Raw genomic sequence first — 23,219 nt, forward strand, 5'->3', positions numbered from 1 at the left:
GGCACGCTACTCCAGGCGATTACGTAGTGCCGCGACCACGCTGTAGGCCTGGTCTTTCACCAACCCATTTGGATCCTGAAGTGTCAGCAGAATCCGCACGCTGCGGATGAGCGACTCATCGCCGGGGTTGGGGTCATATCGGCTGACAACCGTTGAGCCTGGCTTCTCGGCCACGCCGAAACTGATATCGAATGCCCCCACGTTATCCACCAGCACCGCTTTGCTCGGGGCCGCCAGCGTGCTGAACTTCAGCTGCCCGCCCTCAAAGGTGTAGGTCAGCTTGCGCAGTGGGAAGTAGATTTGCCCGGGCGTCGCTGCCGGCGGGCTTCCAACATAGGCGTGGGCAGAGCCGGTGCAATCGGAAAGCACCGTCCAGTCCGGCTTGCTGCCACCCTCCCCGACGTCGGCGGTCACCAGCGTCAGGGACCGGGAACTGCCGGTGGTACTCCATCCAATGGGACGATCAAAACCTGCGGGAGCGTTGCTGATTGATGCAGCGGACAAGCAGCCAAACATGCCCGCCTGGCGTATTTCCTGAATCAGCTTGCCAAGGGCGAACCGTGCATCATCCTGCAACAGCGAAGCCGCACTCTGGCTGGCATAAGTGGTTCGGGAGCTGAGTGCAATCTGGGTCACCCCCAGGATCAACATCAGGCCGAGGGCCAATGCCAGCAGCATCTCCACCAGGCTGAAACCGCACACTGGACCTCTCATGGCAACACCCTCGGGTCGACTGCAACCCGGCTGGTCAGGGTGAATGTTTCCCGGGTGCCTTGAGCCTTCGCTCCACGGGAGTCGTCCCAACTGATGCTGATGGTCACTTCTCGCTGATTGACCGCAACCGACCCCTTGGCGCTTTCCCCGGCGAACCCGACGATATTCGCTTCAAAGTCGTGCAGGTCCAGATCACGCACACTCGCGACCGAAGTGCTGGAGGGCGCGCGTTCACCCTGGCCCCAGGAGTAATCAGCACCCGAATTGGCGCGGATCCGGTCGAGCATGTCGTAGGCAATGAAACTGGCCTGACTGGTCATCCTGGAACTGTCGGTGTATTTCAATGCATTGAGCTGAATGACTGCCGCCCCCAGCAGGCCGACAGCGAGGATCAGCACAGATACCAGGACCTCGATCAGGGTCATTCCGGCCTGGGTCGGTTGCGGGTGGGGCGTTACGGGAAAAGCGTTCATTACCATCGCCATCCATGTCGAAGGTCATCAGAAAGCAGCGCAATCCTGCTGTGCGACGCAAGACTAGCGCCGGTATTGCCTGAGCGCTGCCCCCCGGAACAAAGCGAAATACTTTGGACAGAATGGCCACCATTCGACCCGCCGGACTGGGCGCTATAACTATGTCTGCCATCCGGCACCGACTGAAAAAGCACACCGCGTCCACGGAGGGACGGCCCATGAAACAACGAGGTTTCTCGCTGATTGAACTGATACTCGGCCTGTTCCTGAGCGGCATCCTGGCCAATCTGGCAGTGCCGAGCCTCAAGGGGCTGCTCGAGTCGCAACGACGCCAGAGCGCCGCCGAATCCCTTGCCGGCGGACTGCGTTATGCCCGCACAGAAGCCATCGCACGCAATCGCACGGTGGTTATCCATGCATTGGACGATGACTGGAGCCGGGGTTGGAGGGTGATACTGGACCTGAACGGTCGCGGCCATCTGGACGACAAAAACCCGGTGCTGCTGGAGCGCCAGGACAGTGGGCAGATACCGATTGTGGGGAATACGCCGGTGAGAACCCAGATACGCTTCAGCAGCCTGGGTGAACCGCTGCTGTCAGCAGGGGCATTCAGCGCCGGCACCGTCCACGTGTGTGCGACGGACCAGCAACTGAGCCTGTATCAAATAGTGCTGGCCGCCAGCGGGCGTATCAGCCTGCGCAGCAACAAGACCGAGCAGGCTTTGTGCCGGGGCTATGCCGGCACTCTGGGCCTCAGAGCAGCGAACGAACCCGCAGCTCCTTGGGCATGGAGAAAGTGATGTTCTCTTCACGGCCAGCCAGTTCATCAGCGCCCGTGGCGCCCCAGGCCTGCAGTTGCTGAATAACGCCACGCACCAGGACTTCCGGGGCCGAGGCTCCGGCAGTGATGCCAATGCGTTCGACACCGTCGAACCAGCTGCGCTGCATGTCTTCGGCACCATCGATCAGGTAGGCCGGGGTGGCCATGCGCTCGGCCAGTTCGCGCAGGCGGTTGGAGTTGGAGCTGTTGGGGCTCCCCACCACCAGCACAACATCGCATTCGTCGGCCAATTGCTTGACCGCATCCTGGCGGTTCTGGGTGGCGTAGCAGATGTCATCCTTGCGTGGACCGCCGATGGCCGGGAAGCGCGAGCGCAAGGCATCGATGACGCGGCTGGTGTCGTCCATGGACAAGGTGGTCTGGGTAACGAAAGCCAGCTTTTCAGGGTTGTGCACCTGCAATGCAGCGACGTCTTTTTCGTCTTCCACCAGGTAGATCGCCCCACCATTGCTGCCATCGTACTGGCCCATGGTGCCTTCGACTTCCGGGTGACCGGCGTGGCCGATCAGGATGCATTCACGACCATCACGGCTGTAGCGCGCGACCTCGATGTGCACCTTGGTCACCAGCGGGCAGGTCGCGTCGAACACTTTCAGGCCACGGCCTGCTGCTTCGGTGCGTACCGCCTGGGAAACGCCGTGAGCGCTGAAGATGACGATAACGTCGTCCGGCACCTGGTCCAGTTCTTCAACGAAGATGGCCCCGCGGCTGCGCAGGTCTTCGACCACAAACTTGTTGTGGACGACTTCATGGCGCACGTAAATCGGCGGCCCGAAAACTTCCAGGGCGCGGTTGACGATTTCAATCGCCCGGTCCACGCCGGCGCAGAAGCCACGGGGGTTGGCGAGTTTGATTTGCATGCTGTGCCTCGTGTCTTGCCCTGTAGGGTCGAGCTTGTGTGGCGAGGGCGCTTGCTCCCGCTGGGCTGCGAAGCAGCCCCAACAAGCTCGCCCCTGCAGTAGGCCGATTTCGTTAGTTACAGCGCTTTAACGTCGATGATTTCAACATCAAAGGTCAAGGTTTTCCCGGCCAACGGGTGGTTGAAGTCGATGGTCACTTGCGCGTCATCAAAGGCTTTCACCACACCCGGCAGCTCGGTATTCGCCGCATCGTTGAAGATCACCAGCAAGCCTTCCGACAGCTCCATGTCCTGGAACTGCGAACGCGGGATGATCTGCACGTTTTGCGGGTTGGGCTGGCCAAAGGCGTTTTCCGGCAGGATCTGCAGGTTGCGCTTGTCGCCGGCCTTGAAACCGAACAGTGCCGCTTCGAAACCCGGCAGCAGGTTGCCGTCGCCGACCTTGAAGGTCGCCGGGGCCTTGTCGAACGTGCTGTCGACCGTGTCGCCATTCTCCAGGCGCAATGCGAAATGCAAGGTGACTTCCGTGTTCTGGCCAATGCGTTGCTCAGCCAATACCTGTTCAGTCATGAACGGTCTCTCCGGTTTTCTTGCTTTTGAACATATCCAGCGCCAGCATGATTGCACCGACGGTGATGGCGCTGTCGGCAAAGTTGAACGCCGGGAAGTACCAGCGGTTCTGCCAATGCACCAGAATAAAGTCGATCACATGGCCCAGGGCAATGCGGTCGTAGAGGTTGCCCAATGCGCCACCCAGCACCAGCGCCAACGCAACGGCCAGCCAGGTGTCGTTACGCCCCAGGCGCTTGAGCCAGACTACCAGCACGGCACTGACCACCACGGCGATCAGGGCAAACAGCCAGCGCTGCCAGCCGGAGCTGTCGGCCAGGAAGCTGAACGCAGCGCCGGTGTTGTAGGCCAGGGTCCAGCTGAAGTAGTCGGGAATCACCACGATCTGCTGGTACATCTCCAGGGCGCCTTCGAAGTGAGCCTTGCTGAGCTGGTCAATGACCAGCACCAGCACGCTCAACACGAGCAAGCCCAGGCGTCCAAAACGACTGGCTTCAGGCATAGTGACGAACCTCGCCAGCGCCAGAGATGTTGTCGACACAGCGACCGCAGATTTCCGGATGCTCGGGGTTCACGCCGACATCTTCACGGCAGTGCCAGCAACGGGCGCACTTGGCGAAGGAGGACTTGACCACCTTGAGCTTGAGACCCGGGACTTCGGTCGCGACGGCATCTGCAGGCGCCTGGGCAAACGGCGCCAGGCTGGCGGTCGAGGTGATCAGGACGAAGCGCAGTTCGTTGCTCAGCTTGGCCAGGTCAGCGGTCAGGCCTTCTTCGGCAAACAGCGTAACTTCGGCCTGCAGGTTGCCGCCAACGGCCTTCGCCGCGCGCTGCACTTCCAGCTCCTTGTTCACGGCAACCTTGACGGCCATTACGCCTTCCCAGTACTCGCGGCCCAGCTCGAAGTCGGCCGGCAATTCGGTCAGGCCTTCGTACCAGGTGTTGAGCATCACGGACTCGTTCCGCTCGCCCGGCAGGTATTCCCACAGTTCGTCGGCGGTGAATGCCAGGATCGGGGCGATCCAGCGCACCAGCGCTTCAGAGATGTGGTACAGCGCGGTCTGCGCCGAACGGCGGGCCTTGCTGTTGGCGCCGGTGGTGTACTGGCGGTCCTTGATGATGTCGAGGTAGAAACCACCCAGCTCCTGCACGCAGAAGTTGTGGATCTTCGAGTAGACGTTCCAGAAGCGGTATTCGCCGTAGTGCTCTTGCAGCTCGCGCTGCAGCAACAGGGTACGGTCCACGGCCCAACGGTCCAGGGCGAGCATTTCCTCGGCCGGCAGGATGTCGGTGGCCGGGTTGAAACCGGTCAGGTTCGACAGCATGAAGCGTGCGGTATTACGGATCCGGCGGTAGGCATCGGCGCTGCGCTGCAGGATCTGCTCGGAAACGGCCATCTCGCCCGAATAATCGGTAGAGGCAACCCACAGGCGCATGATGTCGGCGCCCAGGGTGTCGTTGACCTTTTGCGGCGCGATCACGTTGCCCAGGGACTTGGACATCTTGCGACCGTTCTCGTCGACGGTGAAACCGTGGGTCAGCAGCTCGCGGTACGGGGCATGATCGTCGATCGCGCAACCGGTCAGCAACGAGGAGTGGAACCAGCCACGGTGTTGGTCCGAACCTTCCAGGTACAGGTCGGCACGCGGGCCGGTCTCATGGCCCATCGGGTGCGAGCCGCGCAGTACGTGCCAGTGGGTGGTACCCGAGTCGAACCAGACGTCGAGGGTGTCGCTGATCTTGTCGTACAGCGGCGCTTCGTCGCCCAGCAGCTCGGCGGCGTCCAGCTTGAACCAGGCTTCGATGCCCTCTTGTTCAACGCGCTGGGCAACCTCTTCCATCAGCTCGACGGTACGTGGGTGCAACTCGCCGCTTTCCTTGTTCAGGAAGAACGGAATCGGCACGCCCCAGTTGCGCTGGCGGGAGATGCACCAGTCCGGACGGTTGGCGATCATCGAGTGCAGGCGCGCCTGGCCCCAGGCCGGAACGAACTTGGTGTCTTCGATCGCCTTGATCGCACGCTTGCGCAGGGTTTCGCCGCTGGTCGGCTCTTTGTCCATGCCGATAAACCACTGCGCAGTGGCGCGGTAGATCAGCGGGGTCTTGTGACGCCAGCAGTGCATGTAGCTGTGGGTGATGGTTTCGGTGTGCAGCAGCGCACCGACTTCCGCCAGCTTGTCGACGATCGCCGGGTTGGCCTTGAAGATGAACTGGCCACCGAAGAATTCCAGGGACGGCACGTACACGCCGTTGCTTTGCACGGGATTGATGATGTCGTCGTTGACCAGGCCGTACTGCTTGCAGATCACGAAGTCGTCAACGCCATAGGCAGGCGAGCAGTGAACCACGCCGGTGCCGGCGCCCAGCTCAACGTACTCGGCCAGGTAGATTGGCGACAGGCGGTCGTAGAACGGGTGACGGAAGTTGATCAGTTCCAGCGCGGACCCGGTAGTGGTCGCGATCACCGAGCCTTGCAGGTTGTAGCGGGCCAGGCACGCCTCCACCAGCTCTTCAGCTAGCACCAGCAGTTTGTCACCGACGTCCACCAGGGCGTAGGTGAATTCCGGGTGCACGTTCAGCGCCTGGTTGGCCGGGATGGTCCACGGGGTGGTGGTCCAGATCACGATGGAGGCTGGCTTGGCCAGGCTCGCCAGACCGAAGGCTTGCGCCAGTTTGGCTTCGTCGGCGATCGGGAAGGCCACGTCGATGGTCGAGGACTTCTTGTCTTCGTACTCGACTTCGGCTTCAGCCAGGGCCGAGCCGCAATCGAAGCACCAGTTCACGGGCTTGAGGCCCTTGAACACGAAACCGCCCTTGACGATTTCGGCCAAGGCGCGGATTTCACCGGCCTCGTTCTTGAAGTTCATGGTCTTGTACGGGTTGGCCCAGTCGCCCAACACCCCCAGGCGGATGAATTCGGACTTCTGCCCTTCGATCTGCTCGGTGGCGTAGGCACGGCACAGTTCGCGGGTTTTATCCGCGCCCAGGTTCTTGCCGTAGGTCACTTCGACCTTGTGTTCAATCGGCAGGCCGTGGCAGTCCCAGCCCGGGACATAAGGCGCGTCGAAACCCGAAAGGGTTTTCGAGCGGATGATCATGTCCTTGAGAATCTTGTTCAGCGCATGACCGATGTGAATCGTGCCGTTGGCATAAGGAGGGCCGTCGTGCAGGACGAATTTCGGACGATCCTTGCCAATCTCGCGCAACTTTCCGTACAGGCCAATACTGTCCCAGCGCTGCAGGATCTGCGGTTCGCGCTGTGGCAGGCCGGCCTTCATTGGGAAGGCGGTGTCCGGAAGGTTTAGCGTGGCTTTATAGTCGGTCATTTAAGGCTCTTCATTAGCGATGGGCGCTAGGTGCGGCTAGTGCACGGGCGGCGGCGACATCCGCATTGATCGCCGTTTTCAACGCCTCCAGGGAGGCGAAACGCTGCTCTTCACGCAGCTTTTGGTGGAAAGCCACCGTCAAACGCCGGTCATACAAATCACCGGCAAAATCCAAAAGGTGAACTTCCAGGTGGGCTTTGCCATCACCTGCAACCGTGGGCCTGACGCCTATGTTGGCGACTCCGGGCCACGATTGGCCGTCGATGTCGACACTCACCAGGTAAACCCCGGTCAGTGGCACACGACGGCGCTTGAGCTGCACGTTGGCGGTTGGCGTGCCCAGTTGGCGCGCCAGCTTCTGGCCGTGCAGCACCCGCCCGGCAATCCGGAACGGGCGACCGAGCAAACGCTCGGCCAAGGCGAAGTCGGCAGCGGCCAGGGCGTTACGCACCTGGGTACTGCTCACGCGCAGGCCGTCCAGTTCGACGGTTTGCGCGGCTTCGACGGTAAAACCCTGGGTGACGCCGGCCTGCTGCAGGAAATCGAAATCCCCTACCCGGTCGCAACCGAAACGGAAGTCGTCGCCGACCTCCAGATGCTGCACGCCGAGGCCGTCCACCAGGATACGGTCGACGAACTCGGCGGCGCTGAGGCTGCGCAAGCGCTGGTTGAAAGCCAGGCAGAGGACGCGGTCCACACCTTCTTCAGCCAGCAGTTGCAGCTTGTCCCGCAGGCGGGCCAGACGCGCCGGCGCCGTCTGCGGGGTAAAGAATTCTCGCGGCTGTGGTTCAAAAATCACCACGCAGCTGGGCACGCCCAACTCAACCGCACGCTCACGCAGGCGGGCCAGGATAGCCTGGTGGCCACGGTGAACACCGTCAAAGTTGCCAATAGTGGCGACGCAGCCCCGATGCTGGGGGCGCAGGTTGTGGAGACCTCGAACCAGCTGCATAACGCGCTTCTTGCTCATAAAGTGGTCGATTATAACCACACCCGGCCCCCGGACGACAGGCAACAGCGCAGGCCATTTGCGCGAATCGATAAAACAACCGTCTTATCGACGAAAAGTCTCTAGCTCAGCGACTTGCGATTGAAATCCCGCAAGCGGAAGCCCATCAGCAGCAACATGCCGAAGTACACCAGCACACCAGCCGCCACCAACGCTCCCAGGCGCATGAAGCGCTCGAGCATATGGCCCTGCTCCCAGGCCGGCATGAAGTGCATCAGGCCCAGCAGTACCGCGGCCATCGCCCCCACTGCCACCACCAACTTGAGCGCAAACAAGCCCCAGCCCGCCTGAGGCTGGAACATTTTCTGTTTACGCAGCTGATAAAACAGCAGCCCGGCGTTGATGCAGGCCCCCACACTGATCGCCAGCGCCAGCCCGGCATGCTTCAGCGGACCGATGAACGCCAGGTTGAGCAGCTGGGTAACCACCAGGGTGAAGATCGCGATCTTTACCGGGGTACGGATGTTTTGTTGAGCATAAAAGCCGGGGGCCAGCACCTTGATCACGATAATGCCCAGCAGGCCGACGGAATAAGCGATCAGCGCACGCTGGGTCATCGAGGCGTCAAACGCAGTGAACTGGCCGTACTGGAACAGCGCGACCGTCAGTGGCTCGGCGAGCAACCCCAGGGCCACGGCACACGGCAGCACCAGCACGAAGCACAGGCGCAGGCCCCAGTCGAGAATCCGCGAATATTCGTGGCGGTCTTTGCTGGCATAGGTGCGCGACAGCGTTGGCAGCAGGATGGTGCCGAGTGCCACGCCGAGCACGCCGGACGGCAATTCCATCAGACGGTCGGCGTAGTACATCCACGACACCGAACCCGAGACCAGCAGCGAGGCGAAGGCGGTGTTGATGATCAGGGAAATCTGGCTGACGGAAACCCCGAGGATGGCCGGCAGCATGTTGCGCATCACCCGCCAGACGCCGGTGTCCTTGAGATTCAAACGCGGCAGCACGAGCATGCCGATTTTCTTCAGGTGCGGCAGCTGGTACAGCAGTTGTGCCAGGCCACCAGCCAGGACCGCCCAGCCGAGGGCCATCACAGGCGGATCGAAATACGGTGTCAGGAACAGCGCAAAAATAATCATGCTGACGTTAAGCAGGGTCGGCACGAAGGCCGGCACCGAGAAACGGTTCCAGGTATTGAGGATCGCCCCGGCCAGGGACGACAGGGAAATCAGCAATATATAAGGAAAGGTCACCCGCAACAGATCAGTGGTCAGGGCGAATTTTTCCGGTGTATTGGCAAAACCGGGGGCCGTGGCCCAGATCACCCAGGGCGCGGCGAGCATCCCGGCGATCGTCACCAGCGTCAGCACCAACGTCAGCAAACCCGAAACATAGGCAATGAAGGTGCGGGTCGCCTCCTCGCCTTGCTGGGCCTTGTACTCTGCCAGAATCGGCACGAATGCCTGGGAAAAAGCCCCCTCGGCGAAGATCCGCCGCAGCAGGTTGGGCAGTTTAAAGGCAATAAAGAAGGCATCCGTGGCCATGCTGGCGCCAAAAATACGTGCCAGCAGCGTGTCACGCACAAACCCCAGAACCCGGGAAATCATAGTGATAGAGCTGACAGCGGCCAACGATTTGAGCAGATTCATTGAAAGAGTTTTTGCCTATAGATAAAGAGCAGGCGAACAAACGGCCCACATATGCGATACTCCGCGCCTGCAACAAGCACAGAGCCAAAGCTCGCGAGTTTACAGGTCAAGCGCCGGAAATAAATCACCCGCCTCTTAAGATCGACCACTCAGCAGTTCGCATCACACGCCCTTGACAAGACTTCAACTCATCGGCATGATTCGCGGCCTATTTTGTTTGCTATTTCCTAAAAAGTCTTTCGAGGAGCTCGACGGTGGCCAACACACCTTCCGCCAAAAAACGTGCAAAACAGGCTGAGAAGCGTCGCAGCCACAACGCCAGCCTGCGTTCCATGGTTCGTACCTACATCAAGAATGTAGTTAAAGCCATTGACGCAAAAGACGCTGAAAAAGCTCAAGCTGCTTACGTTCTGGCTGTGCCAGTTATCGACCGTATGGCCGATAAAGGCATCATCCACAAGAACAAAGCTGCTCGCCATAAAGGTCGTCTGAATGGCCACATCAAGGCTCTGAACCTTGCTGCTGCAGCCTAAGCGATAAGCTTGTTAAAAAACCGACCCCAGGGTCGGTTTTTTATTGCCTGCGATTTGGGAAAGCCAAAAAAAAGAGCCGGCATGCCGGCTCTGCTTCAGATTTATTGCGCTGTGGGCCACGGCAGGATCGGAATCGCCGTCACCGCATTCTGCGGGCTGCCTTCGATCAAGCGGTCGCTGTAGACCAGATACACCAGGGTATTGCGTTTCTTGTCGAGGAAACGCACCACCTGCATGGTCTTGAAGACCAGGGACGTGCGCTCCTTGAACACCTCATCCCCATCCTTCAGCTCGCCCTTGAAGCGAATTGCACCTACCTGGCGACAGGCAATCGACGCCTCGGCGCGATCCTCCGCCAGACCCAACCCACCCTTTACCCCACCCGTCTTGGCGCGAGACAGGTAGCAGGTCACGCCATCCACCTTCGGGTCATCAAAGGCCTCGACCACGATCCGGTCATTGGGGCCGACAAACTTGAACACCGTCGACACCTGGCCAATCTCTTCGGCCGACGCCAGCAACGGCATCGCCAGCAGCAAACCGAGCAATCCCTTCATTACGCGCATCGAGACTTCCTTTTTACTTAAACCAGAATCAGGTTATCCCGGTGAACCAGCTCCGGCTCAGCCATGTAACCCAACAGACCGACAATCGCCTCAGACGACTGCCCGATGATTTTCTGCGCCTCAAGGGCGCTGTAGTTGGCAAGGCCACGGGCAATCTCACGACCGTCCGGCGCCACACACACCACCATTTCGCCACGGCGGAAGCTGCCCTGGACCAGTTTTACACCCACCGGCAACAAGCTTTTGTTGCCTTGGGACAACGCTGAAACCGCACCAGCATCCAACACCAGGGTACCGCGCGTCTGAAGATGCCCCGCCAGCCACTGCTTGCGCGCCGCCAGCATGCCGCGCTCAGGCGACAGCAGCGTACCGATGCGCTCGCCCGCCTTGAGACGATCCAGCACCCGCTCAATCCGACCGCCAACGATGATGGTATGCGCACCGGAACGCGCCGCCAGCCGTGCCGCACGCAGCTTGGTCTGCATGCCGCCACGCCCCAGGGCACCGCCGACACTGCCAGCCACCGCATCCAGCGCCGGATCATCGGCACGCGCTTCGTAAATCAGCTGGGCCTCAGGGTTATTGCGCGGGTCAGCGTCGAACATGCCGTCGCGATCCGTGAGGATCACCAGCAAATCAGCCTCAACCAGGTTGGCCACCAGCGCTGCCAGGGTGTCGTTGTCACCGAAGCGAATCTCGTCGGTCACCACGGTGTCATTCTCGTTGATCACCGGGATCACCTTGAGTTCAACCAGGGCACGCAGGGTGCTGCGGGCGTTCAGGTAGCGCTTGCGGTCGGACAAGTCGTCATGGGTCAGCAGAATCTGCGCCGTGTGGCGCCCGTGCTCGGCAAAGCTGGACTCCCAGGCCTGTACCAGGCCCATCTGACCAATGGCGGCGGCAGCCTGCAGCTCATGCATCGCGCTGGGTCGCGCGGTCCAGCCGAGGCGGCTCATGCCGGCGGCAACCGCCCCGGACGACACCAACACCAACTCGACGCCGGCCTCATGCAAGGCCACCATCTGGTCCACCCAGACACTCATGGCCGCACGATCCAGCCCCTTGCCATCCGCCGTCAGCAGCGCGCTACCGATCTTAACGACCCAACGCTGCGCACCTGTCACCTTGCTCCGCATCATCTTCAACCTTAGATAGAGGGCCGCGCGACCCAGCGCCGCCCATAACGTTATTCGTGACTACCGATTTCCAGATACCAAAACGCCGCTCGATTGAGCGGCGCTTAAGTTTACTGCAACGAATCAGTCGCGCACGTAAATGATTTCCGGACCATCTTCATCATCCACGTCTTCCTCGTCCCAATCATCGTCACCGATATCATGGACCGACTTGACGCCACTGCGACGCAGGGCACGCTGATCATCCAGCGCCTGCAACTGGGCACGAGCCTCGTCTTCGATGCGCTGATCCAGTTCAGCCAGCTCGGCCTTGTAGACAGGGTCGGCGGCCAGGCGATCGGCACGGTCTTCGAGGTAACGCATGATGTCGCGAGTCAGGCGCTCAGTGCCTTCTTTGGCAATGGCCGAGATCACGTAGACCGGACCGGTCCACTCCAGGCGATCAACGATCTCCTTGACGCGCTCTTCGTGCTCTTCCTCGAGGATCTGGTCGCACTTGTTCAGCACCAACCAGCGGTCACGCTCAGCCAGGGACGGGCTGAACTTGGTCAGCTCGCTGACAATCACTTCAGCAGCGTCCGGTGCACTGGTGTCATCCAGCGGCGCCATGTCGACGAGGTGCAGCAGCAAACGGGTGCGGGACAAGTGCTTGAGGAAACGGATCCCCAGGCCTGCGCCGTCGGAAGCGCCTTCGATCAGGCCCGGAATGTCCGCAACCACGAAGCTTTTCCAGCGGTCGACGCTGACCACACCCAGGTTCGGCACCAGGGTAGTGAACGGGTAATCGGCGACTTTCGGCTTGGCAGCAGACACCGAGCGAATGAACGTACTTTTGCCGGCGTTCGGCAAGCCCAGCAGGCCCACGTCAGCCAGCACCTTCATTTCCAGCTTGAGGTCACGCTGCTCGCCTGGCTTGCCCGGCGTGGTCTGGCGTGGCGCACGGTTGGTACTGGACTTAAAACGGGTGTTACCCAGACCGTGCCAGCCGCCATGAGCCACCAGCAGGCGCTGACCGGCTTTGGTCAGGTCACCAATGACTTCCTGGGTTGCGGAGTCGATAACGGTGGTGCCGACCGGAACCCGCAGTACCAGTTCTTCGCCTTTTTTACCGGTGCAGTCGGTGCTGCCGCCGTTGGAGCCACGCTCGGCGTCAAAGTGCCGGGTGTACCGGTAGTCCACCAGGGTGTTGAGGTTTTCGTCGGCGATCATGTAGACCGAGCCGCCATCACCACCATCACCACCGTTAGGACCACCGTTTTCGATGAATTTTTCCCGACGGAAACTCATGCAACCGTTACCGCCGTCGCCAGCTTTTACTCGGATCGAAACTTCATCAACGAACTTCATAACAAAACGCCTCTCGCCACACGGACGAGCTTAAGAAACCAAGACATAAGACTCTTGCAAAAATGAGCGCAGCGACCTCAAGCAACGACCGCAAATCCACTGCTTTCGCCCATCACAAACAGCTTTGCAAGAGACTCACCCCACAAACGAAAAAGCCCCGTCGCGAGACAGGGCTTTTCCAGCAACTACGTAATTATGCCGCGACGACTTCAGTCTTCGGGACAATGCTCACGTAACGGCGGTTGAAAGCGCCTTTTACTTCAAACTTGATCACGCCGTCGATTTTAGCGAACAGAGTGTGATCTTTACCCATGCCAACACCGTAACCGGCGTGGAATTGGGTGCCGCGCTGACGCACGATGATGTTGCCCGGAATGATAACCTGGCCGCCATACATCTTCACGCCAAGGCGTTTGGCTTCTGAGTCGCGACCGTTACGGGTACTACCACCAGCTTTTTTGTGTGCCATGAGTCAATTCTCCTAGTGAGGAATTAGGCTGAAATTAAGCCTGAATACCGGTGATTTTGATCTCGGTGTACCACTGGCGGTGGCCCATACGCTTCATGTGGTGCTTACGACGACGGAACTTGATGATGCGGACTTTATCGTGACGACCTTGGGAGATCACTTCAGCCACAACGGTAGCGCCTGCAACAACTGGAGCGCCGATGTTCACGTCATCGCCATTGGCGACCAACAGAACGCGATCAAAAGTAACGGATTCGCCAGTAGCGATTTCCAGCTTCTCGATCTTCAGGTATTCACCTGGGGCGACCTTGTATTGCTTGCCACCAGTAACAATTACTGCGTACGACATGGTATTTCTCCGATAATCCTGCTCACCCAGCGCTTTATAAGAAGAGGTATTGGCTGGCATGGCTGCATGGGATGGACGTCCCGAATGCAATTGCGTAAGGCAGGTGCTGCCCAGGAAGTTCAGGGTGCGCGATTGTACGCAAGCTATGGAGGTGTTGCAAGTAGCCGCCAGTCGCCGTGAAAGCGTAGCGAGCGAAGGCAAGACAAGGAAAAAACAGGCGAGGAAGCGGAGTCTACTGGCTGTAAATGAGCATTCCGAGCCTGTTTTTGACGCAGGATTGCCGAGCGCAGTAGCTTTCATGGTGACTGGTCGCGCCTTGACACTACGGGACGCGGGTCCTAGCATGCCGCGCAACCCTTCTGGAGCGACTGTCGCTGATGCAACCCCAAGCTTTCTACCGCGCGGTGGCGGACGATTTTAGCGCCGTCGACGGCATCATCAAGAAGCAGCTGACTTCTAAAGTGCCGCTGGTCTCCAAAATTGGCGACTACATTACGTCGGCCGGCGGTAAACGCCTGCGTCCTTTATTAGTGTTGCTGTGTGGCAAGGCCCTGGGCCGCGAAGGCGATGACCTGCGCCTGCTGGCCGCGACCATCGAGTTCCTGCACACCGCCACCCTGCTGCACGACGACGTGGTCGACATGTCCGGCATGCGCCGTGGTCGCGAGACGGCCAACGCGATGTGGGGCAACGCGCCGAGCGTGCTGGTGGGCGACTTCCTGTACTCGCGCTCGTTCGAAATGATGGTCGAGCTGGGCTCGATGCCGGTGATGAAGATTCTTTCACAGGCCACGCGCATCATCGCCGAAGGCGAAGTGTTGCAGCTGTCGAAGGTTCGCGACGCCAGCACCACCGAAGAAACCTACATGGAAGTGATTCGCGGCAAAACCGCGATGCTCTTCGAAGCCTCGACCCACAGCGCCGCCGCCCTGTGCGAAGCGACGCCCGAGCAGAGCGAAGCCCTGCGCACGTTCGGCGATCACCTGGGCGTAGCCTTCCAGCTCGTGGACGACCTACTGGACTATCGCGGCGACGCCGAAACCCTGGGCAAGAACGTCGGTGACGACCTGGCCGAGGGCAAGCCGACCTTGCCACTGATCTACACCATGCGCGAAGGCACGCCGGAACAGGCCGCCCTGGTGCGCAAGGCGATCCAGAAAGGCGGGATCGAAGACCTGGAAAGCATCCGCGAAGCCGTGGAAGCCTCGGGTTCCCTTGAATACACCGCGCAACTGGCCCGTGACTACGTGGCTCGCGCGATCCAATGCCTGGAAGCCCTTCCAGCCAGCGAATACCGGGACGCCCTGGTTGAGCTGAGTGAGTTCGCGGTCGCCCGTACTCACTGATTCTGCTCTGCTCCATGTAGGAGCTGGCTTGCCTGCGATTGCATCACCGCGGTGTAACAGACAAACCGAGGTGCCTGCATCGCAGGCAAGCCAGCTCCCACAGCGTTCTCTGGCGTTGCTGCCCCCTGCCCGGCTAAAACCCTATACAATGCGCGCTTTTTAGCCATCCTGAAACCAAGGAGCTTTAGTGAGCACGTTGCCACCCTGCCCGAAATGCAATTCCGAATACACCTACGAAGATGGCGCCCAGCTGATTTGCCCGGAATGCGCCCATGAGTGGGCCGTCGGCGGCGAAGCCGAGGCGGCCAGCGATGAATCCGTGAAGAAAGACTCTGTGGGCAACGTCCTGCAGGACGGTGACACCATCACCGTGATCAAGGACCTCAAGGTCAAGGGCACGTCCCTGGTGGTCAAGGTCGGCACCAAGGTCAAGAACATCCGCCTGTGCGATGGCGACCACGATATCGACTGCAAGATCGACGGTATCGGCCCGATGAAACTCAAGTCCGAGTTCGTCCGCAAGGTCTGAATATGCTGCCTCCATCCCGTGCCCTGCACGGGATGGCGCTTCACCCTCCCCGCGTCAGTTCCGCACTGGCGGCAAAAGGCCAGGCCTTTTGATCAAAAACAATATCCACACAGAAAAGTCCGGAAATGGCCAATAGGGACTTGCTATTCTACGAATAAGAATTATTCTCATTGAAACCCATCAAGGAGATACTTCCCATGACTTATTTGATCGATGCCTGGCTGGACCGTCCACACCCTTACTTGCGAATCCTCCATCGGGAAACCGGGGAAGTCTGCGCGGTGCTGGAAGAAGAGGCGTTAAGCGAACTGCAGGATCAGGGCGACCTGGACGTCAATGGCCTGAGTTCCAGTGAGCCCGGGGTGCTGAAGGAAGTGGTGAGAAATCTGTTTCTGTTCTGCTATGCCCGAGCGTTGCGCCCGGTGACGGATCTCAATGGCAAGTTTCATCCATGAGCAACCGCGCAAAACACTGCAGGAGCGAGCAGGCTCGCTCCTGCAGGTAAGGTCTTACAGAACGTCGAGCAGCTCGACGTCAAACACCAGAACGCTGTGCGGCGGGATGCTGCCAACGCCTTGAGCGCCGTAAGCCAGTTCGCTCGGCACGTACAGGCGCCATTTGCTGCCGGCATTCATCAGTTGCAGGGCTTCGGTCCAGCCGGCGATCACGCCGCCAACCGGGAATTCCGCAGGCTGGCCGCGCTCGTAGGAGCTGTCGAACACAGTGCCGTCGATCAGGGTGCCGTGGTAGTGCGTACGCACCTGGTCTTCACGGGTCGGCTTGGCGCCGCTACCTGCAGTCAGCACTTCAAATTGCAGGCCGGAAGCCAGGGTGGTGATGCCGTCACGCTTGGCGTTTTCAGCCAGGAAAGCCAGGCCTTCGCCAGCAGCAGCTTCAGCCTTTGCAGCGGCTTCGGCTTGCATGATTTCGCGGATGACCTTGAAGCTGGCGGCCATTTGCTCCTGGTCCACACGGCTAGGCTTGCCGGCAAAAGCGTCGGTCAGGCCAGCCAGGATCGCGTCCAGGCTCACGCCCGGTGGCGGGTTGTCGCGCAGCTGGTCGCCCAACTGACGGCCAATGCCGTAGCTCACGCGGGTTTCGTCGGTGGACAGATTAACTTCGGACATGGAAAGGCTCCGCTGTAGGACGACACAGGTGCCGTCCAAACTAAAAGGGCGAGCAGACTAGCACACAAGCCACGCCCTTGATGAGCCCCGCGCAGGAGAGCGCCAGGGGCTGATTAATGCTTGGTAACCTTGTCCAGGTAGCCCATGGCAAACGCCGACACCACGAAGGTCATGTGAATGATCACGTACCATTTCAGGTGCTCGGGATCGACGTTCTTGGCGTCCATGAAGACCCGCAGCAGATGGATCGACGAAATCGCCACGATGGACGCCGCGACCTTCATCTTCAGCGACGAGGAGTCCATGGTCCCCAGCCAGTTGAGCTTCTCCTTGCTTTCGTCGATGTCCAGCTGGGAGACGAAGTTCTCGTAGCCGCTGATCATCACCATCACCAGCAGGCCGCCCACCAGGGCCATGTCGATCAACGACAGCAGCACCAGGATCACATCCGACTCACTCATGGTGAACACGATGGGAATCACATGAAACACTTCCTGGAAGAACTTCAGGCCCAGCGCCAGCAGCCCCAGGGACAGCCCGAAATAGATCGGCGCCAACAGCCAGCGTGAGGCATACATTGCATTTTCGATAAAGCGTTCCATTGAATCTCACACAGCTTGGCTAAAAATGGCGGCGAGTATACCAGCCGCACCCAAACCCCAGAAACCGTCGAGAAAACTGATCTGTACGGCATCTGTTAAGGAATTTTTCTGCTAGTGTCGAGCTCATCAACTCGGCTCGATGATGTCGGACAGGAAAACTCAGATAATGGATGTGCGATCCCCTTTGGCCAGCCTTGGCCTGTGTGCGGCGTTGCTGATGGGCAGCGGTTGTTCCCCAAGCGATGAACACAAGCAAGCCAGTCTCGAAGAGAAAACCGCCAAGTTCGAACAATCCCTGGACGCCATCCAGGACCCCAAGCTCAAGGACGCCGTGTCCGAGCTCGGAGGCTCGCTGCTGTTGCTGGAACGGGCGCGCGCCAAGCTCGCCACCAAGCCCATCGAGGCCGAGTACAGCGAAGACGCCCTGGCGCTGCTCAAGCATTACCCTACACCGCAGGCGCTGGTCGATACCTACATCAATGGCCTGTTTGTCCTGCGCAAGGCGTCCCATTCGGACTACCTGACGGACCTGCAGCCGATCTTCCCGTTCAACTTCAACATGCCCGACCAGTTCCCCTTCCCACACGGCCTGGAATGGCAGTCGGTGACCCTGAGCAACAGCAAGGTCATCCCGTTCCAGCCGGAATGGTCGGAAACCGACCCGGGCATCCAGTTGAGCCCCACCAGTTCCAACCTGACCAACCCCGATGACCTGACGGTGACCTACCCATTCGTCGAAGGCGTCGAGACGGAGAACAAAAGCCAGCCGCAGCCCGTCACCCTCAAGGGCAAGGTGGAAGTGATTGCCCCGCGTAAAGTCTTCACCTTCGACTTGTCGAAAAAGGACGTGGGCCGCAAGCGCACCGAAGAAAACGTCACCGTCACCCTGCTGGCCCTGGAAAAGAACTACGCCGAGATCGAACTGACCAACAGCGCCCCGCTGGCGCCGGAAGTCGCGGACGAATCGCCGAACCCGTTGCTGGTGCAGGCTCGTGACACCACCGGGCAATTTCTCTCGCGCTCGGGCTCGATCAACGAAAACGCCGCGCAACTGGCGTTCTACGAGAAGCAACTGGCCGAAATGCAGAAGCAGAAGGCCTGGTCCGACGCCTTCGAGAAACAGCTGGAAGACGAGCAGAAAGCCTTCGAGCTCAAGCAGAATAGCCATTACACCAAGGTGTACTTCAATGGCCTGATCGACAATGTGCAAGTCAGCGTGCTCGACTTTTCCCAGGCCACGGTGACCCGCAAGGACCTGGACCTGCCCGTACGGCGCTTCGACAAGAACAGCCTGGAAAAAACCGTACAGCCGTTGCCGATGCCCGTCACGGTGTATGACGACCAGGCTGCGGATTGGCTCAAGGACGCCACCCTGTCCGAAGACCAACTGAAGAAAAGCGTCACCATCAACCAGTCGGTGGATGACGCCAGTGCGGCGCACGTTGAGTTCGATCACCCCTACACCTTCAACGACGACCTGCTGGGCGAGGACCGCGGCGGCGGCGATGCCCCGGTGACGTTCCTCACCGCCAACGACGAAGGCAAGCTTGGCGAGCCGATCGAACTGCCCGCCGAAGCCTACGAGGTCGACCCGGGGCGCGGCACCATCACCTATGACCTGAACCTGTTCCCTGAAAACCCGGGGTTTGCCGTCGGATCGATGCCGCTGTTCCTGGCGACCATCGAGAAAGGCAGCCTCACTGCCGGCCAACTGCCCAAGGGCCTGGAGCTGAAGGACAACGCGCTGATTGTCGACCAGAAGCTGTTCCCCTCTGACAGCTGGCGGTTCTATGCCAAGGACGCCAGCGGCAACTACCTGAAGGAAATTCTCGGCGTCAGCCACCGCGCCGAGGAATACGGCACGGCGCTGTTCGACGTGCATTACTTCTACGGCCAGCCGACGACATTGGAGACCTACCAGCGCACCGGCCTGGACACGGTGCAGTATGGGTTTGAGGTGAAGCTGGACAAACCCGAGGCGGCCCCTGCCCCCAAGCCATAGCCCCTCCCCCGCCCCCGTAGCAGTTGTCGAGCGCCAGCTGCTACGGGGGGAGTGCGGTCAGCGGATATCGCTTAGCACCGTCTGCCGCCCACCATTGAGTTGTCGCAAGTGCGCCTGCAGGTGCAGGCACCAGATCTGCGGGTCGTCAGCCAGCTCGTACCCGTGCAGGGTCAGGCTTTCAACAATCGAATCGAGGATGGTTTGTGCCACGAAAGGTCCGTGGAACGGGCCTTGGGACTTGATGGTGGAGGGTTGTTCGCCGGTCATTCCGGCGGCAAACAACAAGGTCCACATCCCGGTATCCCCCGCGAGAGGGCGAATGGAACATTCGATACGGGTGACCAGGCCCAGGCACTGGCGGGTGAGGCAGAGGTTGCGCGACATGGCGGCGACCCTCGGTAGATCCGGTATTCAGCCTCGCAGGGCAAGACTGTTTCTATCCAGCGACTCCTGTGGCTATCCCTTGAGCTGAGAATAGAAGAAACCCGGTACAAACCAAGGCTGGGGGACCAACGGATGACTGCCGTCACGACGGCGTCAAAAATATGCCGAAGGGACCTGGAACCAGGCCCCTTCGGCATTGATTACACCGGCTTGGTCTCAGCCAGTGCTTCCTGCGCCAACTCCTTCTCGGCTTCCTTCAGGTCATCTTCACTGATCATCTCGGCGATCGCCCGCAGACGCTCCACCACCCGCGCATTGACGCTGCCTTCGGGGAATTGCCCCTCCTCGTCGGGCGAACCCGCAGGCTCACCCACCAGCAGGCTCAAGGCCTCGTCGGCCTGACGCACGGCATAGACGTGGAATTGCCCCTGCCGCACGGCCTGCAACACCTTCTCATCGAGCATCAGTGTCGCGACGTTGGCCTGGGGAATGATCGCCCCCCTGCTCGCCGGTCAGCCCGCGGGCCTCGCAAAGACGGAAGAAACCTTCGATCTTCTCGTTGACCCCGCCGACCGCCTGCACCTCACCAAACTGGTTGATCGAGCCGGTGATGGCAAAGCACTGCTTGAGCGGCGTCTTCGACAGGGCCGAGATCAAGGTGCAGGCTTCGCCCAGGGACGCGCTGTCGCCGTCGACATAGCCGTAGGACTGCTCCAGGGCGATACTCGCCGAGATCGCCAACGGGAATTCCTGGGCATAACGGCTGCCCAGGTAACCGGTGAGGATCATCACGCCCTTGGAGTGAATCGGCTGGCCGAGGTTAACTTCACGCTCGATATCGACGATGCCGCTGCCGCCCGGGTACACCGTGGCAGAAATCCGCGCCGGCACACCAAACGCCGAGTCCCCCACCTCCAGCACCGTCAGCCCGTTGCACTTGCCCACCGCCGCGCCGGCGGTGTCGATCAGGATCACCCCGGCGAGCATGTCGTCGAGAATCCGCGCCGACACCCGCCCGGTGCGCGTGGCCTTGGCCTTGAGTGCGCGCTCGATGTGCCCGGAGTCGGTGCGCTCATCACCGGCCAGGTGACGAATGAAGTCCGCCTCGCTGACGAGCTGGAACAAGTCACCGATACGCGCCGACAAGCGGCCCTGGTTCTCCGCCAACCGCGCGCTGTAGGTCGCCAGCCGCGCCACCGCATCGGAGGTCAACGGCGCCATGCCTTCTTCCGAGGTGCGGGTTTTCAGCAACTGGGCGAACTGCTCCAGGCTTTCATCCACCATCGGGATGTCTTCGTCAAAATCCACCAGTACCCGGAACATCTCCTGGAAGTCCGGATCCGCGTCCTGCAACGCGTAGTACAACTGGCGGGAGCCGATGATGATCACCTTGAGCTGCAACGGGATCACTTGCGGGTTGAGGGTCACCGTGGCCAGGCGGCCCAGTTCGCCCAGCGGTGATTCCATCTTCAGCTTGCGCGATTGCAAGGCACGCTTGAGGGCGTCCCATACAAACGGCTCGCTGAGCATCTTCTCGGCTTCAAGGATCAGGAAACCACCGTTGGCACGGTGCAGCGCACCCGGACGCAATTGGCGATAGGTGGTGTAGAGCGCGCCCTGGTCGGTGCTGTATTCAATACGGCCGAACAGGTTGTCGTAGGTCGGATGCGGCTCGAAGACCACCGGCGCGCCACCGTTGATCGGATGCCCCACCACCAGGCTCGGGCAGTACTGTTCTTCCAGCAACTTGCGGGCCTGGGCGTCGGTTTTCGCGTCGTCCACCAACTGCTCGACCACGGTTTTCAGCAGGTAGACCTGCATCGCCTGCAAGTAGCCGCAGACGGCCGCGTTCTCCGCATATTTTTCGGACAACGGCGCCAGCAGTGGCTGCAAGGCCAGCGTGATGGTTTCTTCGTTGAACTGGCGCATCTGGTTATTGGACTCGCGCTTCCACTGGGGCAGGCTGGCGAGTTCTTCGTTGAGGCGTTCTTCCAGTTCGGAAATATCGGTGTGGAAACGCTCGCGGTCGGCTTCGGGCAACTGCGAGAACTCGGCCTCGTCCAGGGCCTTGCCGTCGAGCATCGGGGTAAACGCAATGTTGGTGCTGTCACGGTACAGCGCCACGTCTTTTTCCAGGGCCAGGCGCTCGATGACGTCCAGGGCACGGTCGTAACGCTGGTTGAAGGCACGGTCGATGGCGCTTTTGCGCTGTTGATACGTCGGGTGTTCAAACACCGCCGGGAAGGTCGCGACCAGGTTGTCGATCAGGCCGTTGATATCGGAGATGAACGCGGCAGCACCGCCCGCAGGCAGTTCCAGCGCGCGGGGTTCGCGAGGCTCATCGAAATTATTGACGTAGACCCAGTCGGCCGGGGTCTGCAGGCGCTTGCCTTCGGCCTTGAGGTAGCGTTTGACGAACGAAAAGCGCCCGGTACCGGGCTCGCCCATCACAAATACGTTGTAACCGGGGCGTGGCATGGCCACACCAAACTGCAAGGCTTCGACCGCACGTTCCTGGCCAAGCACACCGCGAAAGGGCTCCAAATCATTGGTGGTCGAGAAGCTGAACTGTTCAGCGGAAAAAGGACGGGTCAGCGCTTCGGGCGCTAGACGCAAGCTGGCAGCAACAGGATCAGGCATCGGGCTTCCTTACATCAGGCGGGGCAGATGACGGCATTCTGGCGCCGGGTTGGGCCGGCTGGCAAGGACGGCTTGGGGAAAGCATAGCCCCGTGTTCGGGGCTGTAAAAAAACCGAGTGTTTCCGGCTTGTTTCATAAAAAGTCACGGAACCCTTGGATCATGCCTAAACTCCAACCTGCTGCGGGTTGGACTAATAACCGACCCCTAGGGTGCTGTCAGGCACCTGAACCCTTGTCCATTGGTTTGCACACAAAGAGAACAAAGCTATGAAACGGATCCTTCTCGGTACTCTCTTCACCGTCGTCTCCCTCAATGCAATGGCAGAAGCGCCAGGTGGCCCGAACTGCGGTTGGGGCAACATGTTGTTCGAAGGCCAACGCGGCACTCCGGCTCACTTCCTGGCCTCCACCACCAACGGTACCTCGGGTAACGCCACGTTCGGCATGACCTCGGGCACCAACGGCTGCAGCACCAACAGCGCACTGACCTACGGTGGCAAATCGTGGATTGCCATGAATGGCATGATGAACGAGCTGTCCGAAGACATGGCCAAGGGTAACGGCGAAGCGCTGACTACCTACGCTGTAGTACTGGGCGTTGCTCCTGAAGACCGCGAGCACTTTGCCGCTGTGACTCACGAGCACTTCCAGCAAATCTTCAGCAAGGCTGACGTAACCGCTGATGACGTGCACAACAACACCCTGGCTGTACTGAAAAGCGACACCCGTCTGGCGAAATACGCTACCCAGGCTTAAGCTCGACCCGCCCGTGCCTTTCGAGGCACGGGTTTTTATT

23 protein-coding genes and 1 pseudogene are annotated in these 23,219 nt (G+C 60.2%); 7 read left to right on the forward strand and 17 right to left on the reverse strand.

What is annotated here, in order from left to right; genetic code table 11:
* Positions 1 to 6: 6 nt before the first annotated feature.
* Positions 7 to 714 carry a PilW family protein gene (locus QF039_RS24850; RefSeq protein WP_307521197.1) on the reverse strand — a complete coding sequence of 236 codons (708 nt, stop codon included), beginning with the start codon at positions 712 to 714 and terminating at the stop codon, positions 7 to 9.
* The gene (gene pilV, locus QF039_RS24855) at positions 711 to 1,187 is read right to left on the reverse strand and encodes a type IV pilus modification protein PilV (RefSeq protein ID WP_003215885.1); all 477 of its coding nucleotides are present in this window, start codon (positions 1,185 to 1,187) and stop codon (positions 711 to 713) included. Before pilV ends, QF039_RS24850 begins: the two co-directional genes overlap by 4 nt.
* Positions 1,188 to 1,405: 218 nt before the next feature.
* Between pilV and QF039_RS24860 the strand changes: the two genes are divergently transcribed.
* On the forward strand, positions 1,406 to 1,987 hold the full coding sequence (locus tag QF039_RS24860; protein WP_008432843.1) for a GspH/FimT family pseudopilin: 582 nt from the start codon (positions 1,406 to 1,408) through the stop codon (positions 1,985 to 1,987).
* Here the strand turns inward: QF039_RS24860 and ispH are convergent.
* The 6 genes from ispH to murJ all read right to left on the reverse strand — a co-directional run bounded on the left by ispH (position 1,941) and on the right by murJ (position 9,393).
* Complete coding sequence (gene ispH, locus QF039_RS24865; RefSeq protein WP_003215881.1) at positions 1,941 to 2,888, reverse strand: 4-hydroxy-3-methylbut-2-enyl diphosphate reductase; 948 nt, start codon at positions 2,886 to 2,888, stop codon at positions 1,941 to 1,943. The genes QF039_RS24860 and ispH overlap by 47 nt on opposite strands.
* A gap of 116 nt (positions 2,889 to 3,004) precedes the next feature.
* A complete protein-coding gene (gene fkpB / locus QF039_RS24870; RefSeq protein ID WP_003215879.1) occupies positions 3,005 to 3,442 on the reverse strand; it encodes an FKBP-type peptidyl-prolyl cis-trans isomerase in 438 nt (145 codons plus the stop codon).
* 7 nt (positions 3,443 to 3,449) lie between these two features.
* A complete protein-coding gene (lspA, locus tag QF039_RS24875; RefSeq protein WP_003215877.1) occupies positions 3,450 to 3,959 on the reverse strand; it encodes a signal peptidase II in 510 nt (169 codons plus the stop codon).
* The gene (ileS, locus tag QF039_RS24880; protein ID WP_008432838.1) at positions 3,952 to 6,783 is read right to left on the reverse strand and encodes an isoleucine--tRNA ligase; all 2,832 of its coding nucleotides are present in this window, start codon (positions 6,781 to 6,783) and stop codon (positions 3,952 to 3,954) included. The genes lspA and ileS overlap by 8 nt, the downstream gene beginning before the upstream one ends.
* Before the next feature lie 13 nt (positions 6,784 to 6,796).
* Positions 6,797 to 7,735: a bifunctional riboflavin kinase/FAD synthetase gene (gene ribF, locus QF039_RS24885; protein ID WP_003215874.1), complete on the reverse strand. Its 939-nt coding sequence runs from the start codon at positions 7,733 to 7,735 to the stop codon at positions 6,797 to 6,799.
* A 119-nt stretch (positions 7,736 to 7,854) separates the two neighbouring features.
* A complete protein-coding gene (gene murJ, locus QF039_RS24890; RefSeq protein ID WP_307521205.1) occupies positions 7,855 to 9,393 on the reverse strand; it encodes a murein biosynthesis integral membrane protein MurJ in 1,539 nt (512 codons plus the stop codon).
* Positions 9,394 to 9,647: 254 nt separating this feature from the next.
* Between murJ and rpsT the strand changes: the two genes are divergently transcribed.
* Positions 9,648 to 9,926, forward strand: coding sequence for a 30S ribosomal protein S20 (gene rpsT / locus QF039_RS24895; RefSeq protein WP_003215870.1), 279 nt, complete (start codon positions 9,648 to 9,650; stop codon positions 9,924 to 9,926).
* Between the two features lie 101 nt (positions 9,927 to 10,027).
* Here the strand turns inward: rpsT and QF039_RS24900 are convergent, their stop codons facing one another.
* The 5 genes from QF039_RS24900 to rplU all read right to left on the reverse strand — a co-directional run bounded on the left by QF039_RS24900 (position 10,028) and on the right by rplU (position 13,793).
* A complete protein-coding gene (locus tag QF039_RS24900; protein WP_008432835.1) occupies positions 10,028 to 10,492 on the reverse strand; it encodes a CreA family protein in 465 nt (154 codons plus the stop codon).
* A 17-nt stretch (positions 10,493 to 10,509) separates the two neighbouring features.
* The gene (gene proB, locus QF039_RS24905) at positions 10,510 to 11,628 is read right to left on the reverse strand and encodes a glutamate 5-kinase (protein ID WP_003215866.1); all 1,119 of its coding nucleotides are present in this window, start codon (positions 11,626 to 11,628) and stop codon (positions 10,510 to 10,512) included.
* Between the two features lie 123 nt (positions 11,629 to 11,751).
* Entirely contained in the window at positions 11,752 to 12,975 is a 1,224-nt protein-coding gene (gene cgtA / locus QF039_RS24910) for an Obg family GTPase CgtA (protein ID WP_003215864.1), read from the reverse strand.
* A gap of 193 nt (positions 12,976 to 13,168) precedes the next feature.
* Entirely contained in the window at positions 13,169 to 13,444 is a 276-nt protein-coding gene (gene rpmA, locus QF039_RS24915; RefSeq protein WP_003215862.1) for a 50S ribosomal protein L27, read from the reverse strand.
* Between the two features lie 34 nt (positions 13,445 to 13,478).
* Positions 13,479 to 13,793 carry a 50S ribosomal protein L21 gene (gene rplU, locus QF039_RS24920; protein WP_003176051.1) on the reverse strand — a complete coding sequence of 105 codons (315 nt, stop codon included), beginning with the start codon at positions 13,791 to 13,793 and terminating at the stop codon, positions 13,479 to 13,481.
* Between the two features lie 377 nt (positions 13,794 to 14,170).
* Between rplU and QF039_RS24925 the strand changes: the two genes are divergently transcribed.
* The 3 genes from QF039_RS24925 to QF039_RS24935 all read left to right on the forward strand — a co-directional run bounded on the left by QF039_RS24925 (position 14,171) and on the right by QF039_RS24935 (position 16,123).
* On the forward strand, positions 14,171 to 15,139 hold the full coding sequence (locus tag QF039_RS24925) for a polyprenyl synthetase family protein (protein WP_003215860.1): 969 nt from the start codon (positions 14,171 to 14,173) through the stop codon (positions 15,137 to 15,139).
* Between the two features lie 187 nt (positions 15,140 to 15,326).
* On the forward strand, positions 15,327 to 15,668 hold the full coding sequence (locus QF039_RS24930; RefSeq protein WP_003215858.1) for a zinc ribbon domain-containing protein YjdM: 342 nt from the start codon (positions 15,327 to 15,329) through the stop codon (positions 15,666 to 15,668).
* Positions 15,669 to 15,865: 197 nt separating this feature from the next.
* The gene (locus tag QF039_RS24935; RefSeq protein WP_003215856.1) at positions 15,866 to 16,123 is read left to right on the forward strand and encodes a hypothetical protein; all 258 of its coding nucleotides are present in this window, start codon (positions 15,866 to 15,868) and stop codon (positions 16,121 to 16,123) included.
* A gap of 54 nt (positions 16,124 to 16,177) precedes the next feature.
* Here QF039_RS24935 and QF039_RS24940 read toward each other — a convergent pair whose 3' ends face one another.
* Positions 16,178 to 16,795: an FKBP-type peptidyl-prolyl cis-trans isomerase gene (locus QF039_RS24940; protein WP_003215854.1), complete on the reverse strand. Its 618-nt coding sequence runs from the start codon at positions 16,793 to 16,795 to the stop codon at positions 16,178 to 16,180.
* A 113-nt stretch (positions 16,796 to 16,908) separates the two neighbouring features.
* Positions 16,909 to 17,397, reverse strand: coding sequence for a TIGR00645 family protein (locus tag QF039_RS24945; RefSeq protein WP_003215853.1), 489 nt, complete (start codon positions 17,395 to 17,397; stop codon positions 16,909 to 16,911).
* Positions 17,398 to 17,563: 166 nt separating this feature from the next.
* Between QF039_RS24945 and QF039_RS24950 the strand changes: the two genes are divergently transcribed.
* Positions 17,564 to 19,399, forward strand: a complete 1,836-nt coding sequence (locus QF039_RS24950) for a hypothetical protein (RefSeq protein ID WP_219406167.1) — start codon at positions 17,564 to 17,566, stop codon at positions 19,397 to 19,399.
* 57 nt (positions 19,400 to 19,456) lie between these two features.
* Here QF039_RS24950 and QF039_RS24955 read toward each other — a convergent pair whose 3' ends face one another.
* Together QF039_RS24955 and QF039_RS24960 are read right to left on the reverse strand one after the other, a co-directional pair.
* A complete protein-coding gene (locus QF039_RS24955; RefSeq protein ID WP_003215849.1) occupies positions 19,457 to 19,783 on the reverse strand; it encodes a hypothetical protein in 327 nt (108 codons plus the stop codon).
* Positions 19,784 to 19,983: 200 nt separating this feature from the next.
* Positions 19,984 to 22,423: pseudogene (locus QF039_RS24960) on the reverse strand (Lon protease family protein).
* A 267-nt stretch (positions 22,424 to 22,690) separates the two neighbouring features.
* Here QF039_RS24960 and QF039_RS24965 point away from each other — a divergent pair.
* Entirely contained in the window at positions 22,691 to 23,179 is a 489-nt protein-coding gene (locus tag QF039_RS24965) for a DUF3015 domain-containing protein (RefSeq protein ID WP_003215845.1), read from the forward strand.
* Positions 23,180 to 23,219 lie beyond the last annotated feature (40 nt).

Origin of the sequence: Pseudomonas sp. W2I6 (assembly GCF_030815935.1) — a bacterium.
Taxonomy (GTDB): Bacteria; Pseudomonadota; Gammaproteobacteria; order Pseudomonadales; family Pseudomonadaceae; genus Aquipseudomonas.

Excerpts from the sequence above, each read along its gene's own strand:
- QF039_RS24850 (WP_307521197.1), bottom strand. The coding sequence starts at position 714 with ATGAGAGGTCCAGTGTGCGGTTTCAGCCTGGTGGAGATGCTGCTGGCA.
- pilV (WP_003215885.1), bottom strand. The coding sequence starts at position 1,187 with ATGAACGCTTTTCCCGTAACGCCCCACCCGCAACCGACCCAGGCCGGA.
- QF039_RS24860 (WP_008432843.1), top strand. The coding sequence starts at position 1,406 with ATGAAACAACGAGGTTTCTCGCTGATTGAACTGATACTCGGCCTGTTC.
- ispH (WP_003215881.1), bottom strand. The coding sequence starts at position 2,888 with ATGCAAATCAAACTCGCCAACCCCCGTGGCTTCTGCGCCGGCGTGGAC.
- lspA (WP_003215877.1), bottom strand. The coding sequence starts at position 3,959 with ATGCCTGAAGCCAGTCGTTTTGGACGCCTGGGCTTGCTCGTGTTGAGC.
- ileS (WP_008432838.1), bottom strand. The coding sequence starts at position 6,783 with ATGACCGACTATAAAGCCACGCTAAACCTTCCGGACACCGCCTTCCCA.
- ribF (WP_003215874.1), bottom strand. The coding sequence starts at position 7,735 with ATGCAGCTGGTTCGAGGTCTCCACAACCTGCGCCCCCAGCATCGGGGC.
- murJ (WP_307521205.1), bottom strand. The coding sequence starts at position 9,393 with ATGAATCTGCTCAAATCGTTGGCCGCTGTCAGCTCTATCACTATGATT.
- QF039_RS24900 (WP_008432835.1), bottom strand. The coding sequence starts at position 10,492 with ATGCGCGTAATGAAGGGATTGCTCGGTTTGCTGCTGGCGATGCCGTTG.
- proB (WP_003215866.1), bottom strand. The coding sequence starts at position 11,628 with ATGCGGAGCAAGGTGACAGGTGCGCAGCGTTGGGTCGTTAAGATCGGT.
- cgtA (WP_003215864.1), bottom strand. The coding sequence starts at position 12,975 with ATGAAGTTCGTTGATGAAGTTTCGATCCGAGTAAAAGCTGGCGACGGC.
- rpmA (WP_003215862.1), bottom strand. The coding sequence starts at position 13,444 with ATGGCACACAAAAAAGCTGGTGGTAGTACCCGTAACGGTCGCGACTCA.
- rplU (WP_003176051.1), bottom strand. The coding sequence starts at position 13,793 with ATGTCGTACGCAGTAATTGTTACTGGTGGCAAGCAATACAAGGTCGCC.
- QF039_RS24925 (WP_003215860.1), top strand. The coding sequence starts at position 14,171 with ATGCAACCCCAAGCTTTCTACCGCGCGGTGGCGGACGATTTTAGCGCC.
- QF039_RS24935 (WP_003215856.1), top strand. The coding sequence starts at position 15,866 with ATGACTTATTTGATCGATGCCTGGCTGGACCGTCCACACCCTTACTTG.
- QF039_RS24940 (WP_003215854.1), bottom strand. The coding sequence starts at position 16,795 with ATGTCCGAAGTTAATCTGTCCACCGACGAAACCCGCGTGAGCTACGGC.
- QF039_RS24945 (WP_003215853.1), bottom strand. The coding sequence starts at position 17,397 with ATGGAACGCTTTATCGAAAATGCAATGTATGCCTCACGCTGGCTGTTG.
- QF039_RS24950 (WP_219406167.1), top strand. The coding sequence starts at position 17,564 with ATGGATGTGCGATCCCCTTTGGCCAGCCTTGGCCTGTGTGCGGCGTTG.
- QF039_RS24955 (WP_003215849.1), bottom strand. The coding sequence starts at position 19,783 with ATGTCGCGCAACCTCTGCCTCACCCGCCAGTGCCTGGGCCTGGTCACC.
- QF039_RS24965 (WP_003215845.1), top strand. The coding sequence starts at position 22,691 with ATGAAACGGATCCTTCTCGGTACTCTCTTCACCGTCGTCTCCCTCAAT.